The following is a 14,959-nucleotide window of genomic DNA, read 5'->3' as shown; positions in this document are numbered from 1 at the left end:
CGAACCCGGAATTTTGGGTCGACGAATGAAGTTGATAACATCAGACTCAAGTCATCTGACACAAAGTTTTGAACTTCACGAACCACCCACAGCAGGAGGAAATACCATGGCAAGAGCGGTCGGAATTGACCTTGGAACCACGAACTCGGTCGTTGCCGTGCTCGAAGGTGGCGAGCCCACAGTCATCGCGAACGCCGAGGGCGCTCGCACGACGCCGTCGGTCGTCGCATTCTCAAAAGATGGCGAAGTACTCGCCGGCGAAGTCGCCAAGCGCCAGGGCGTGACCAACGTCGATCGCACGATCCGTTCGGTCAAGCGCCACATGGGCACTGACTGGAAGACCGACGACATCGACGGCAAGACGTTCAACCCCCAGCAGATCTCGGCCTTCATCCTGGCCAAGCTCAAGCGCGACGCCGAGGCGTACCTGGGCGAGACTGTGACCGATGCGGTCATCACGGTCCCCGCGTACTTCAACGACCACCAGCGTCAGGCGACGAAGGAAGCCGGCGAGATCGCGGGCCTCAACGTCAGCCGCATCATCAACGAGCCGACCGCGGCGGCGCTGGCCTACGGCCTCGACAAGGGCGATGACCAGACGATTCTGGTCTTCGACCTCGGCGGCGGAACGTTCGACGTCTCACTGCTCGAAATCGGCGACGGTGTCATCGAGGTCAAGGCGACCAGCGGTGACAACCACCTCGGTGGCGACGACTGGGACGACAAGGTCGTCGACTGGATCGTGGCCAAGTTCAAGACCAACACCGGCCTTGATCTGACCAAGGACAAGATGGCGATGCCGCGAGTCCGCGAAGCAGCCGAGCGGGCCAAGATCGAACTGTCGTCGAGTCAGTCGACCTCGATCAACCTGCCGTACATCACGGTCGACGCCGACAAGAACCCCGTGTTCCTCGACGAGACCCTGACCCGTGCTGAATTCGAGAAGATCACGCACGATCTGCTCGAGCGCACCAAGGCGCCGTTCAACAACGTCATCAAGGACGCTGGCATCAAGCTCAGCGATATCGATCACGTCGTGATGGTCGGCGGCTCGACCCGTATGCCGGCGGTCACCGAGGTCGTCAAGGTCCTCACGGGTGGCAAGGAGCCCAACAAGGGCGTCAACCCCGACGAGGTCGTCGCACTCGGCGCCAGCTTGCAGGCCGGCGTGCTGAAGGGCGAGGTCAAGGACGTGCTCCTGCTCGACGTCACGCCGCTGAGCCTCGGCATCGAGACCAAGGGCGGCGTCATGACCAAGCTCATCGAGCGCAACACGACGATCCCGACCAAGCGGTCCGAGGTCTTCACGACGGCCGACGACAACCAGCCGTCCGTCGCGATCCAGGTGTACCAGGGTGAGCGCGAGATGGCGGCGGGCAACCAGCTGCTGGCGACGTTCGAGCTGACCGGCCTGCCGCCGGCGCCGCGTGGCGTCCCGCAGATCGAGGTCACCTTCGACATCGACGCCAACGGCATCGTCAACGTGTCGGCCAAGGATCGCGGTACCGGCAAGGAGCAGTCGATGACGATCACCGGTGGCTCGGCGCTCAGCAAGGACGACATCGACAAGATGGTCAAGGACGCCGAGGCGTACGCCGAAGAAGACCGCAAGCGTCGTGAGTCCGTCGAGACCCGCAACCAGGCTGAGTCGCTGGCGCACTCCACCGAGAAGTTCCTCGCGGAGAACGGCGACAAGGTCGGTGACGACGTCAAGACCGAGGTGCAGGCCGATCTCGATGCCCTCAACGAAGCGCTGAAGGGCGAGGACAATGACCTCGTCGCGTCCGCGGTCGCCAAGCTGGGTGAGTCCAGCTCCAAGATGGGTGAGGCGATGTATGCAGCTGCTGCGGCAGAGGCTCAGGCCGCCGGTGCCGAGGCGCCGACCGGCGATGCGGCAGATGACGATGATGATGTCGTCGATGCCGAGATCGTCGATGATGAGGATGACAAAAAGTGACGTCGGACAACGTCGAGGAGACAGGCTCGGCCGACCCGTCGGTTGAGCCTGTCGAAACCCCCGAGGCGGCTGAGCCTTCGGTGCCCACTGTCGAGGAGCAGCTGGCCGAGCGCACGCTCGACCTGCAGCGTCTCCAGGCCGAGTACGTCAACTACAAGCGTCGGGTCGATCGCGATCGCGAACTGATCCGCGCACAGGGCGAAGCCAATGTCCTGATGTCATTGCTGACGGTGCTCGACGACCTGGGTCGTGCGGCTGATCACGGTGAGCTCGAAGGCGGCTTCAAGGCCGTCGCTGACGCGATCCAGCAGGCCGTGACCAAGCACAAGCTCGAAGCGTTCGGTGCCAAGGGCGAGCCTTTTGATCCGGCGTTGCACGAAGCGGTGTTCCACGCCGGCGAGTCCGACGAGGTCGACACCACGACGATCGACAATGTGCTCCGAACGGGCTACAAAGTCGGCGATCGGGTGCTGCGTGCCGCTACCGTCGGGGTTGTCGACCCGGCTGCGGCCGTTGCGCCTGAACCGGCAGCGGAGCCGGACGAGGCGACTGACGAGTCCAGCAGTACTGAAGAGAACTGAGTTGAGGGGAGGGGAGGAACATGGCAGCGAGTGATTGGGCGAGCAAGGACTTCTACAAGGTCCTTGGCGTCAAGAAGGATGCAACGGCCGACGAGATCAAGAAGGCCTACCGCAAGCTCGCCCGCGACAACCACCCCGACTCCAATCCGGGCAACGCGGCCGCCGAGGAGCGCTTCAAGGAGATCTCCGAGGCGTACGCGGTGCTTGGTTCAACCGACAAGCGCAAGGAATATGACGAGCAGCGCAGCATGTTCGGCCAGTTCCGAGGCGCCCCGGGCGGTGGCTTCGGCGGTCGAGGCGGTCAGCCGGACTTCGACGTCAGCGATCTTTTCGGTGGCTTGTTCGGAGGAGGCGGACGTGGTCGGTCGCGTCGTCCGCAGCCCCGCAAGGGCGACGATCTCGAGACCGAGGCAACGCTGACGTTCGAGCAGGCCGTCGACGGTGCCACCATGCCGTTGCGGATGACCAGCGACGAAGCATGCCCGACGTGCCACGGCACGGGAGCCAAGCCCGGAACGACCCCCAAAGTCTGCTCGAAGTGTCAGGGCAGCGGCATGCAGACTGCTGCTGCCGGCGGCGTCTTCGCGATGACCGAGCCGTGCGATCTGTGTCGCGGTCGTGGCCTGATCGTTGAACATCCCTGTGACACCTGCCGGGGTTCGGGCCGGGCGCCGTCGAGCCGCACGCTCAACGTCAAGGTGCCGGCGGGCGTCAAGGACGGGCAGCGTATCCGGCTCAAGGGCAAGGGTGGCAAGGGAGAGAACGGTGGCCCCAACGGCGATCTGTTCCTTGTCGTGCACGTCGAGCCGCACAAGCTGTTCGGCCGCAAGGGCGATCATCTGACGATCACGGTGCCGGTCGCCTTCGATGAGGCGGCACTCGGCGCACAGATTCAGGTTCCGACGTTGGACGGTCCTCCGGTTCGTATCAAGATCCCGGCCGGTACCCCGACCGGCCGCACGTTCCGGGCCAGCGGAAAGGGCGCGACGACCAAGTCCGGGTCGAGGGGCGATCTGCTCGTCACGGTCGAGGTTCAAGTGCCGAAGGAACTGTCTGATGAGGCTCGAGCCGCTGTCGAAGCGTTGCGCGAATCGCGCGGTGCGGTGTCTCCCCGCGACGGTCTCTTCGAGGCGGTCGGCTGATGAGCACCAGCGGATTCCAGCCTCCGGGTCCCGACGCCAAGGTCTTTGTGATCAGCGTCGCGGCAGAACTGTCGGGCCTGCATCCCCAGACCCTTCGCACCTACGACCGGCTCGGGCTCGTGGAGCCGGGACGCACTGGTGGCGGTGGACGCCGTTACTCCTTGCATGACATCGAACTGCTGCGTACGGTGGCGCGTCTGACGGCCGAAGGCCTGGGCCTCGAAGGCGTCAAGCGGGTCATCCAGCTGGAGTCTCAGGTGCTGGCATTGCAGAGCAGGGTGGCAGAACTTCAGGCTGAGCTGGCCGCTGCCAAACTGCCGCAGAATCTGCCCGCGCTGGTAGCCGACAATCAGGTCGTCATCTGGCGAAAAATGCGTCGCTGACCAACCGCTCCCGGCTCGTCCACAGACTCCTGGACAAGCGCATGGATCGGCTCGAAGGGCGATTCGATGGCGTTGATCTCGATGTCCAGGCGATCGCCCGGCGAGTCTTCCCCGAACCCGAGTAGGCCGCGGCGGTCGGCGCCTGAGCTGGTCGCGGGCGGTCACCGTTCGTCGCGGAGCGCAGCGACATGCCGTAACAGCGCTTCGGCCAGCCGGGCGGCGCTGTCGGGCGTCATGGTCAAGGCCTGCCCCAAACGATCATCGCGGCCGACGAACGTGATGACCTCTGTCGAATCGACGTGGCGTGAGGTCACGATCGTGACCTCACCGGAATCCATGGCCCACTGGCCAGGACCGGCCGCGCGATCACGCGCGGCAAAAAGCGTTGGCACCTGGGTGGCGGCGCTGTCGTGGTAGCGGTCATCTGGATGATCGTCATCGTGGTGCTCACGGACGCACCAGGTCGGACACGGCTCGGTTTGCCAGCTGGCACGATTTGGGTCGCTCTCCACGGGCGCCTCCCTTGGTTGACTGCGGTACCTGTTGCCGCTCAATTGACGTTAGTAGCCGACAGAGACATCGATTGAGTCCTCCGCCCGAGTTGTCCACAAGCACGCGGTCGGGGCATACCGCTCAGCGATTCAGGCGACCCACTCGTGGAATTCTCGACGAACTGAACCCGATCCCGATCATGCAAAGGAGTGCGAAAAGCGGTGCGTACATCGGCGCGATCAGCCCCGCAGCGGCAAACGGAACCGGGGCCAGCATCCCGGCCACCGCCCAGCGTCGATTCGTCGAAGCGGTCGACAATGTGGCCCGCGCCAAAATGATCGCGTCGTGGACCGAACGCACGTCGATCTCTGCCAGGCCGATGCCTCGACTCGGCGAGTCGCTCATAGGCGTGATCGCAAGATCCGCCGTGTCGAGTGCTGCGGCGTTGTCCTCGCGATTGCCGACCATGGCGACGATCTGCCCATCGGTCTGTAGTTTGCCGATCAGTAGCTGGCGATCATGCGCGGTCGACCGCGCGCGGCACTCGGTGATCCCACTCTGTTCGGCAAGATGGGCCGTATCAGCGTCGGCGAGGTCGGATACCAAGAGGGGATCGAGGCCCAGGGTCCGCAGCTGGGCGACTGATTCTTTGGCGTCGGCACGAATCGTGTCACCGACGGTGATGCGTCCGAGGATCCTTCCATCGACCTCGACTGCCGTCTCGACCCCGAGTCCGCCGCTTGCAGGAATGCCGATCCAGGGTGGTCGCCCCAACCGGACGGGATGGCGGTCGACGGAGCCGCTCATACCTTCGCCGTCGTGATTGACGACCTGGGCGACATGCCCTCGGCCAGAAAGCTTCGCAATGGCACGTCCCACAGGATGATCCGAACGGTGGGCCAGTGCCCCCGCGAACCAGCGAAGATTACGCAGATGTTCCGGCTCTACCGGATCGACCGACAGGACGCTCAACTCGCCCGTGGTGACGGTGCCGTTCTTGTCGAGGACTATCGCATTGATCCGCTGGGATACTTCGAGTGTTTGCGGCCCGTTCAGGACTATCCCGGCCTCGGCTCCGCGCCGCACGCTCGTGAGCTTGGCCGTCGGTCCGGCGATACGCAGAGCCGCCGGGCTTGCGATGAGCAGAACTGAGAGCGCGGCTGCGCTTGCTCCGTCCGCGATCCACCACGCGATCAACGTGCCGGCCGAGACTGCGAGGACGAGCGGCGTCAGCCAGCGGGGCGACGAATCATAGGGTTCGGCGTCGGATCCGGAACTCACAGCATCGGCGGCGACCATGAGCACAGTCGCGACCACGATAGGGACCAGATGTGCGCTGCTGTGTTCGGCGATGATGGCGTGGAACGACCAGGCCACCGCGGCAAGGATGCCGGCAGTGGCCAGAACGTCCGGCGTCGGCTGGCCGGCCATCGCGCCACGCGCCGCTGCACGGTGAATCGGCCAGGCGCACCAGGCCACGATCGGGATGACCAATGCGAAAGGGAGCCATCGCAGTTCCCCGGATTTCAGCGCGGGGACGAAGGTGGAGGCGACCCCTACTCCGCCCAGCACGGCGGCCACGGCAAGACGCGTCCATCGGCCCGTGACACGTGGCGCGAGCCGCTGAGGAGTCTCCACGGCATTGGACGTCATTCGGCGTCCTTCGTTCGAAATCGTTCGAAATCGCTCTGGTCCCCGGCCTTCCACAAAGGCACGCTGGCCTTGAGCAACATCGTCACCTGGATCACGAACTCGGGCTCACGCAGGTCATCGCCGAACAGTTCGTTGATCCGCTTCCAGCGATATCGGACGGTCTGCGGGTGCACTCCGAGCTTTGCGGCAATGGCCGGTGCGCTGTCGCGCGACTCGAGCCACGCCAGCAATGTCTCCGACAGGATCTCTCGCGAGTTCGGGGTCTCTGCCAGTAGCGGCTGCAGCAGGTCTTGGCACATGCGTTGCCGCAGGGCAGGTTCGGCATGCAGCCACAGCTGAGTACGGTGTGTGCCGCAATCGATCACCGGTGCTGGCGGGATGACACCGCGGGCGACGAGCTCCAGCGCGCGAGAAGTCCAACGCCATGCGTCGGGTGCATGCTCCAAGGGGATGGCCCAGCTGGTCGCGATCCGCGATCCCTCCGCGGAGGCCTCGAGCTCTTCGAGCAGGTCGGGCAGATCGTTGGCATCTGTGACGACGATGACCGATGTCGGCTCGGCGCGCACCAGGTGTTTGCGCGACAGCTTGCTGAGCTGAGGCACCGGCTGATCGCTGGGCGGCTCGACTCGCGCGACGACGAACAGGGCAGGGAGCGACCAGGTGGCTCTGCCGGCGTGATTGCGGACGTCGACGAGCGGTTCGCCTTCGAGGATTGCGTCGATCAGTCGCCGACGAGCCAGGTCGGGGCTTCGGTCGATGGCTCGCGTGGCGCCGTCGTAACCGAGTTGGGCCTGTTCGGCGAGATGCTCGACATACGCGAACAGCGCATCACCGAGATGTCCGAGGGCCTCGGCGGACAGTCCTTGTTCGGTCGCGAACGAGCGGATCTTGTCCCATCCCTCGTGGCTGGCAATGCGAAATGCTGCTTGTAGAGCGACGAGGCCGCGACCCTCGGTGGCTTCGCCGTGGCCCATGCGGCGGAACAGCTCGTCAACGCTGCGGCCCGACGCGGAGGGCCTCTCGATCGTGTCGAGATAGTGGTTGACGGCGGCGGCGACGGCCATATCGATCAACCGTCTGCGACGGCCGGTGGCCGACCCCGCGTAGGGAGTGACGGTGCCTTGTACCTGTGAGCCGATGCGCTGGACCAGATCGGGTACCGTCGTTCGCGCTGCACGGACGACTTCGGCCCGGAGTTCGGCGGAGTCGACTTCGTCGTGCAGGCCCGTCATGGCTCGCTCGAAGTCGCGATGCCAGAACCGATTGCCATGACCTCGAACTCCCCGGTCAGATGGTATGTCTTGAGTCACATGCATATCGCTTTCGGGTGCTGTGGTCAACGACATGGTTGTGGTGACTCCGCGGGGGCGCCCGGAGGGATGGGTGCCCCCACGGAGTCTGTGCTGCGTCGGCGGGAGCTGCCGACGACGGCCCGTCAACACCAAAGCACGGTGTGGTCGGGATCCGCCAGCGTCCGGCGTCTGTGGCACTGAAACTCGGACGTGCGTCCGAGAGTCATAAGTAGCGTACGGCGAGAGAGGGTCACGCGGCAGTATGTGGCGGGTCCGCGCTTTCACGATGACCCGCGCCTGCGCGTTCTGCTGAGTTCATTTCCGGGAGGCCGGTGCGAACGAGCCGTTGGGACGGCTTGATTTCGCAGCCGCGACGCCGTGCGCTAGCCTGGAACATCAACTCTGGCGTGCACCTCTGCCCCATTCCGGATGGCAGAGTCGCCCGCCGGAGTTTTTCTTCCGGTCGGCCTGCCCAATTCCGGTGAGGCGACCTGGTCCACGAGGCATTGGACCCGACGCGCGTGGTGCGGGACGCGCGAGCGTCCCACACCACGCAGCGAGTGTTACTTCTTGATCTTCAGGCTGTACGTCTTGGACTTCTGAGCGACGTAGTTCTTGTCACCTGCATAGCTGACTGTCACCTTCCAGGTGCCCTTCTTCAGCTTGGGCAGCTTGATCGTGCGCTTGCCGCCCGACAGGGTGCCGGAGACCTTCTTGCTCGACGATCCCTTCTTGAGGGTCACCGTGACCTTGCCACTCGCCTTGGCCAGGCCACTGAGGGTACTGACCGTGACGGTGGCCTTACCCGCCTTCTTCGAGGTCGGCCTCTTGGTCGCCTTGAACGTCGGCGCCTTCGACTTGGCTTTGGCCACGGTGTACCGGGCGGTCTTGCTCGACGGGTTCAGGCCCGAGTTGCCCGAGTAGGAGGCCTTGAGCGTGTAGGCCGTCGCCGCAAGCGACTTCGGCAGGGCGAACGCGGCCTTGCCGCCGGCGAGCGTCTTGGTCTGAGCCGGACCAGCACCGGTGAGGGTGACGGTTCCGGACACAGCGCGGCTGCCAGTGTTGGTGACCGTGACGGTTGCCGTACCAGCGGTGCCGTAGGAGCGTGTCGGTGCAGCAACGGCGGTCACCGACGCGATTTTGGCAGGAGGCGGCTGAACCGGTCCAACAGAAGCGGAGGTCGAGACAACAGGGGCGTCTGCGCCGCGGGTCGCCGTCGACTTGAAGGTGATGTTCTTGCCCAGCTCGGCTGCAGTCAGCGTGTAGGTCGTTGCCCCGCCAGCGGTGCCCTCGATCGGTGCGTCGTCGGCGAACCAACGATTCGTGATCAGGTCAGGTGAACCGGTGAACGTCGCCGGCGTGCCTGTCAGCGTGCTGCCGACTTCCGCTGTGCCAGCGATGCTGGGCGCGGTGTTCACAGCCAGCGGGTCAGACGCGATCACCGAGAACTGATAGCCGCCGTCGACCAGCGACCGCAGTCCTTTGCCCTCGATGGCCTCCGGGAGCTCGGTGAACGCTGCAGTGCATTCCGCCTCAGCGTTCTCGGGGCCCCACACCACGACTTCGTTCTCGTCGGTCAGTGCCGCGCGCCAACCGTCCGTAGTTGCGTCTGTCAACGTGGCGACGTCGATCACCTTGCCGTCCAGCTCGACGGTCGGGAACGTATCGGATCCCACGTTTCCAGCCCAACTGTGCACGACGCCGGCCTGGGTGACCGCCAGCGTTGACGCGAAGGACGCAACCGGGTCAGCGAGCTCGTCGCCGCGTACTGCGGCGGGGATGTTCGCCGACGTCTCGTCGCCCGTTGATGCCACGAACGAACGAAGTCCGCCACCTGTGATGCGGGCTGTATATCCTGAAGACCCGTCGCTCAGTACCTCGGCGACATCCTCAAGTCCAGCCACATGGGTGTATCCGAAGCCCGTGAAGGTGCCAACTGTGCCATCTTCCAGCAGGACGACCCCAGAGAGTATTCCGATCGAAACGTCGACGGCCTTCGCGCCCAGCGTTGCCGCAGTGAAAGTGCCCGTCGCGAACCCGTTGCTCGCACCCCAGATGTGCACCGCCCCGTCGCTGGTGACCGCAGCGCCCTTCCTCTTGGTGACGCTCACAGCCTTGACCTGTTGATTCGCAAGAGCCGCCGGAATCGCGATGCTGGAAAGGGTATTGACTGGCTGTGTCAGGAGTCCGGCCGCATTGATGCCGAGCGCTTCGCCGTCATTTTCAGAGCGGTCGAAGGCGCGGTACGGTCCTCCGCTGACGGTCCCACTGGCAGGGTTGGTGCAAACTCCTTCTGTTGCGCCCCAGCTGACCAGTGACCCTGCCGGGGAGGCGGGATCGAGCCGTTCGGCCACCGCCCCATTGGGTGCCATGACCAACGCGCTTGCCAGGAGACCCGACACCCCGACCAACGCCTTTACCGCATTCTTCCGATTTGGAAGCACGTAGACCACTCCATTCCTTGTTGCAAAGCTCCAAGCGCTTCGCGCACGGGCGCGCACGAACCTCGCCATCGATGTGATCTACGCTACATATACTCACGAGTAGCATCACGGTTCCTCGGCAGGTGCTTGCTCAAAGTGGACGTTTACCCCACCTGAGAGCCCGTGACCTTTGTACCGCTGTCGGCGGCGGCCAGGTATGTCGCATATTTCCTACAAGCGCGAGAGCCGCGCCACGGGAGCGACGAGACTCATGAGCGATCCAACCAGCAACCACCCCAGACCAAGACTTGCACGAAGGTTTGGAGTGCTTGCGCTGGTCGCAATTCTCTGTGGGGGCCTCGTGAGCGTCGTGGTGTCGTCAAGGTCCGTCAGTGGCCCGACGAACGTGGCCGATGGCGAAACGCACAAAGTCGGCGACGGTGATTTGCCGACCTCGAGGCCGGCCCTGCGCGCCAGCCGGGCTCCGCTTTCTCCGGCCGAATCAGGCTATGCGGCACACCTGGCCACCTCGTCCCTAGGTGGGCCACAACCGACTGACGTCCGTGGCGACAAGCAAGCCCAAGTGCTGTTCGTGGATCTGCCGCGCCTCAGCGAAGCGAGCTCCGATCGCGTCGCGGTCGTCATGCTCTACGACTACGCGACAGATCTGGCAAGCCAAGTCACAGTCAATCTGTCCACCGGACGGGTGCTCGGCTCCGACTCGGACGCTGAACTGCAGCCTCCGCCAGCGCCGGACGAAGCTGATGCCGCGATGCGACTGGCCATCGAATCAGACATCAAGCTCGCTTTCACACGAGAATTCGAGGAATCCAACGGTGTTCCACTGCTGTCGATCGATCAGGTCGGTTACCGGGCAGGCGCGTGGAAGTACGTCGAAGGAAGTCGTGACGGCAAGCAGTGCGGTAAGCACAGATGTGTCCAGCTTCTGGTGCAGGAACCATCCGGTTCCTACCTCGATACCGGAGACTTCGTCGTCGACCTCACTCAGCGTTCTATTGTCACGCTCGAGACCGGAGGATCCCGATGAGCAAGCGCCTGAAGTCGACTCTCCTGTGGGCCATCGTAGGGACGCTCGTCGCAGCGACGCTTGGTTCGACGGGTACTGCCACGGCCGCCGAAGACGACCCGCTGTCCTGCGGCACTGCTGCCGTCCAGCGCACGTTGCCCAACGGAGCCAGCTGGCGTATGTGTGCACGTATTCATCCGATCAAGGGGCTGGTGCTCGAACAGGTCGAGTTCAAACCCGCTAGTGGTACCCGAGAGTACGAGGGTTACCTCCGAGTTCTCGACGAGCTCTATCTGTCCCAGCTGAACGTGCCCTACGACACGGGGTACGCACAGTTCAACGACATCACCAGTTTCGGCTTCGGCAACCAGTACCTGCAGAGCCAAACAGACAAGACATGCACGGGCGACGCGGTGCAGATCGAGCAGGCATTCACCTATGCCGGGCGTTTGTTGCAACGAACGATTCCTGGAATCTGCCTGGCAGAGATCAAGACCGGCCTTGCTACCCACTCGAGCGAGGACCAGCTCGGCGGCAAGACACGCATTGCGAGTCAAGGCGCGGCATTGGAAGTCTCGTCCCTGTCGAAGATCGCTTGGTACGAGTATCAAGAGCGAGTGGTCTTCGATGAGAACGGCGGGATAGACGTCGGCCTGGGCGCCACTGGTGACCTCGCTCCCGATAGCGCTGGTGGGCCATTCTTCTCAGAAGATCCGGGTACGGGATGGCCGCTGGGTGGCCCGCCCGTGAGCGAGGGAATTCAGACTCACGGCGCCTCGCACTGGCACAGCGCAATTTGGCGTGTTGACTTCGGAATAGGTGGTGCGGCGAACCAGTTCGTCGAGCAGTGGGACTACGAGGTCACTGAGCAAGAAGGGGCGGCCGCCCCCATCACACGCGGCGTGGGAACCCGAAAGGATCGCGCTTTCAGTTCGGTGGGTGGTGACGGCCGCGACCCACTCAGTTGGTGGCGCGTGGGCAGCGACGCCTCCAGGAATCCTGACGATCACGCGCGCTCGTACGAGATCGTCAACAACAACGTCCCGAACGAGTCGATCGCGGTGACCCAGCCCATCCTGACCGTTATCAACGAACGTGAATGCGCCGAATATGCGTCAGAAAACATCAACCCGGGTTGTGCCGGTGACAGCATCCTCGACTATGTGGCGGCAGATTCTGCATCGTTGATTGATCCCATCGCGTGGGTCAATGTCGGCTTCCACCACGTCGATCGCGACGAAGATCAAAGCCCCATGCCGATGCACTGGCAGCGTTTCCAACTTGTCCCTCGCGACTTCTTCGCCCAAAGCCCGTCGGTTGACGACGCCCGGGTGTGCATCAATGGAGCGGTCGGCGATATCGATTCAGTCGAGCAGCCCTGCATCGCAACCAATGTCACTCGGCCCCGCATCACGTCCAACAACAATCCCGTGGCCGTCGGCGCTCAGCTCTCGACGACGAAAGGCCTGTGGGTCGAGAATCGCACGAAATGGAACTACGACTACATGTGGTTCCGTAATGGTGAACCCATCGTGACCATGGTGGACGGCGAGCCTGAGCCTGCGACCGGCCCCACCTATGTCGTCAGCGAGGCCGACCTTGGCAAAGAGGTTACCGTCAAAGTCACGGCATCACAGCGCGGCTTCTTGTCGGGAGTCGCGGAATCCCGGCCACTGGTCATTCCAGGGGGGCCGACTCCGAGCCCGACTCCGACGGCCACCAGTTCGCCCACGCCAACGTCGACTCCGCCGACCACACGACCCACTCCACAGCGAGCTCGTTCCTGGATCAGCACCTCGAAGACCAAATCAGTCAAGTCCAACAAGCGGGCGACCATGACCGTCAGGGTCAGGGTTGCAAAGGGCACTCCCTCAGGGAAGGTCACGGTCAAACGCGGCAGCAAGAGGTTCAGTGGCTGGCTCAAGAACGGTGTCGTGACGCTGAAGACGCCGAGGATCAAAAAAACGGGAAGCTACCGGTTCTCCATCTCCTACGCAGGGTCCAAGTACGTCCTGCCGTCGAAGGGCACGATGGTTCTCAAGGTCAAGAAGCGCTGAGCATGGACGTTCACCCCATTTTCAGGAGTCAATACTGACAAAGCCTATGTGAACCCGGTGGCACAGGACACACTCTCTACATGGTTCAACGAACGACCCCTCGCCCCCGAGCGCTTCGCAGCAGGGCAACAGTTCGCATCGCAGCGCTGTGTGCTGTCGTGCTCACCTTGGGAGTCGTTAGTGGAAGTGCCCAAGGCGACGTCGAAGTCCCCGACAGGGATAAACTGCCGACCTACCCTGAAAGCGGTTCATGGATCCCTGTGCGCGCTACCAGCATCAACTACGCTGCAGCGGCCAAGCAGTGGATCCGGCTCCCGCCGCTCTTTGTCAGTGCCTACAATCGTGTCTCCACGAGACTGGTCGACACACGCTGTCCCGGCGGGCTCCTCTACCCATATGAGGACCAGGTCAAGCGTCACGTCACGATGCACTTCCGCTCCAGTGCCAACGCCCCAGCCGCGTATGGATACATCGGACCGTTCACCGTCCGAACAGTCGCCTTCGGTTCGATCCCGGTGGAAGCCAGAGTGCAGCTACGCCAGCTTCGGACCGGTGACAACAAGAGCGTCGGTGCAGATCTCAAAGTGGCCGACCGCGTATTTTGTCTTGGCCAAGGCCCTCTACCGACAGAAAAGACCGTTCACGTCAGCAGCGCTGATGTGAACGGAGAGTTGGAAGTTGCCGTCACTGGGCTTGAGGTTGATGGAGTCGATCTGAAGCTTCGGAACACCTGCAAGGCTCGCCAGCCTGCGGCGATGACGCTCTCCTCGCCCGAGTACTTCGCCACCGGGTCGGGGGAGGCCCCGGATCATGAGTACTACACGAGAAACGGTGCAGGGCTCGATCGCCTGGAGCCTCAGGAGAAGCCGACGCCCGCGAACGTCTTCACCACGCCGGTCTTCAACGTGTCGGCTGGTGGCTTGTTGACCGGCAACGTCACTATACCGGCTTTCGCGGCGTGCTTGACCGAAGGCGGCGAAGACATCTCCAGACTGTTGACCACTACCGTCTCCGGAAACGACAACCCGGTGAGCGTCCGCGCTGAGGGTCTGGAGAGCATCCCATCCGATGAGCCACTGCCCGGCCTGCCCTTCCCCACGGCTGCTCCTTAGAATCCGAGCCGGAACCTCCTGTTCGTTGAACAAGATGAAAGGGAGTTTCGTATGAAGCTCAAGAAAACACTGCTCGCCAGCGGAGCTGCAGTCGCCCTCCTAATGGGATCGCAGGCAGCCTTCGCCACCACCACGGTCGCAGTCAACGGCACGACGTCGCCCGCTGCGGACGTCTCGGTCACCGGCCCGTCGGTTGGCGCGATCTCCTTCCTAACAGACGTCGCCGTACCCTTCAGCTGCTCCGGCGGCACCGCCAGCGGATACATCAAGCGGGGTGCGTCCGCTGTGAGCGGGCAGAAGATCGGCGCCATCCAGAGCCTGTCAATGGCTCCCAACTGTGCCTTCACGGCGCTCAACTTCCCCGTGAACATCACGAAGAAGGGAACCGCCGTGGCGGACGAGTGGGGCATCTACGCGGACGGAACACCGGCCAAAGGCGCCACGACCGTGAACGTCGAGATCCGCAACGTTCATGCGGCCATGAGCGATTCGGCACGCACTGCGCCCAATCTGCGCTGTGCGGTGAACTTTCAGGGCAATGTGACCGGCACGCTGGGCGCGACGGTCAAGGCCAAGATCCAGCTCAATGTCGTCGGCACGACCGACTACCTGATTGTCAACACGCCCGCGCTGGGTACGACTGCACTCCAGTACCCGCTGACGCTTGACGCGCTCAATGCATCGGCAGACAAGGCAGCTACAGGCACAACCGACAGCTGCGGGGGTGAAATCGTCGATGGCGACAAGGCATCCATGGTCGGCTCGTTCGCGCTGAACCAACAGGTTGCGATCAGCTGAGAGTTTTTGCATGGTTCGACGAATGACATCCCGTCCGCAAGC

General features: G+C 63.5%; 12 protein-coding genes. 8 read left to right on the top strand and 4 right to left on the bottom strand.

Translation table 11 applies throughout. The features are described from left to right. Positions 1-106: 106 nt before the first annotated feature. Genes dnaK through ACXJKC_RS07200 form a run of 4 tightly spaced genes read left to right on the top strand, consistent with a single transcriptional unit; the run spans position 107 to position 4,063 of the window. Positions 107-1,957, top strand: coding sequence for a molecular chaperone DnaK (dnaK, locus tag ACXJKC_RS07215; RefSeq protein ID WP_456696011.1), 1,851 nt, complete (start codon positions 107-109; stop codon positions 1,955-1,957). Further along, positions 1,954-2,538: a nucleotide exchange factor GrpE gene (gene grpE, locus ACXJKC_RS07210; RefSeq protein ID WP_456696010.1), complete on the top strand. Its 585-nt coding sequence runs from the start codon at positions 1,954-1,956 to the stop codon at positions 2,536-2,538. The genes dnaK and grpE overlap by 4 nt, the downstream gene beginning before the upstream one ends. A 20-nt stretch (positions 2,539-2,558) precedes the next feature. Then, the gene (dnaJ, locus tag ACXJKC_RS07205) at positions 2,559-3,680 is read left to right on the top strand and encodes a molecular chaperone DnaJ (protein WP_456696009.1); all 1,122 of its coding nucleotides are present in this window, start codon (positions 2,559-2,561) and stop codon (positions 3,678-3,680) included. Next, complete coding sequence (locus ACXJKC_RS07200; RefSeq protein ID WP_456696008.1) at positions 3,680-4,063, top strand: heat shock protein transcriptional repressor HspR; 384 nt, start codon at positions 3,680-3,682, stop codon at positions 4,061-4,063. The genes dnaJ and ACXJKC_RS07200 overlap by 1 nt, the downstream gene beginning before the upstream one ends. A 161-nt stretch (positions 4,064-4,224) precedes the next feature. Here the strand turns inward: ACXJKC_RS07200 and ACXJKC_RS07195 are convergent, their stop codons facing one another. The 4 genes from ACXJKC_RS07195 to ACXJKC_RS07180 all read right to left on the bottom strand — a co-directional run bounded on the left by ACXJKC_RS07195 (position 4,225) and on the right by ACXJKC_RS07180 (position 9,944). Then, on the bottom strand, positions 4,225-4,575 hold the full coding sequence (locus tag ACXJKC_RS07195; RefSeq protein ID WP_456696007.1) for a DUF6907 domain-containing protein: 351 nt from the start codon (positions 4,573-4,575) through the stop codon (positions 4,225-4,227). Positions 4,576-4,696: 121 nt separating this feature from the next. Further along, positions 4,697-6,208, bottom strand: a complete 1,512-nt coding sequence (locus ACXJKC_RS07190) for an HAD-IC family P-type ATPase (RefSeq protein WP_456696006.1) — start codon at positions 6,206-6,208, stop codon at positions 4,697-4,699. After that, complete coding sequence (locus tag ACXJKC_RS07185) at positions 6,205-7,440, bottom strand: PucR family transcriptional regulator (RefSeq protein ID WP_456696005.1); 1,236 nt, start codon at positions 7,438-7,440, stop codon at positions 6,205-6,207. The genes ACXJKC_RS07190 and ACXJKC_RS07185 overlap by 4 nt, the downstream gene beginning before the upstream one ends. 623 nt (positions 7,441-8,063) lie before the next feature. Further along, the gene (locus ACXJKC_RS07180) at positions 8,064-9,944 is read right to left on the bottom strand and encodes an Ig-like domain repeat protein (RefSeq protein ID WP_456696004.1); all 1,881 of its coding nucleotides are present in this window, start codon (positions 9,942-9,944) and stop codon (positions 8,064-8,066) included. A gap of 385 nt (positions 9,945-10,329) precedes the next feature. Here ACXJKC_RS07180 and ACXJKC_RS07175 point away from each other — a divergent pair, with 385 nt between their 5' ends. The 4 genes from ACXJKC_RS07175 (at position 10,330) to ACXJKC_RS07160 (ending at position 14,917) form a co-directional block, all read left to right on the top strand. Then, entirely contained in the window at positions 10,330-10,971 is a 642-nt protein-coding gene (locus ACXJKC_RS07175; RefSeq protein WP_456696003.1) for a hypothetical protein, read from the top strand. Further along, the gene (locus ACXJKC_RS07170) at positions 10,968-13,007 is read left to right on the top strand and encodes a copper amine oxidase (RefSeq protein WP_456696002.1); all 2,040 of its coding nucleotides are present in this window, start codon (positions 10,968-10,970) and stop codon (positions 13,005-13,007) included. Before ACXJKC_RS07175 ends, ACXJKC_RS07170 begins: the two co-directional genes overlap by 4 nt. Positions 13,008-13,165: 158 nt before the next feature. Beyond that, positions 13,166-14,119 carry a hypothetical protein gene (locus tag ACXJKC_RS07165; protein WP_456696001.1) on the top strand — a complete coding sequence of 318 codons (954 nt, stop codon included), beginning with the start codon at positions 13,166-13,168 and terminating at the stop codon, positions 14,117-14,119. A 51-nt stretch (positions 14,120-14,170) separates the two neighbouring features. Beyond that, positions 14,171-14,917 (top strand): hypothetical protein, encoded by a 747-nt coding sequence (locus tag ACXJKC_RS07160; RefSeq protein ID WP_456696000.1) that lies wholly within the window; start codon positions 14,171-14,173, stop codon positions 14,915-14,917. The last annotated feature ends 42 nt before the right edge of the window (positions 14,918-14,959 follow it).

Source organism: Aeromicrobium sp. P5_D10, from assembly GCF_054049535.1.
Note: the sequence above shows the minus strand (reverse complement) of the source record. Positions and strands in the feature narration are given on the sequence as shown.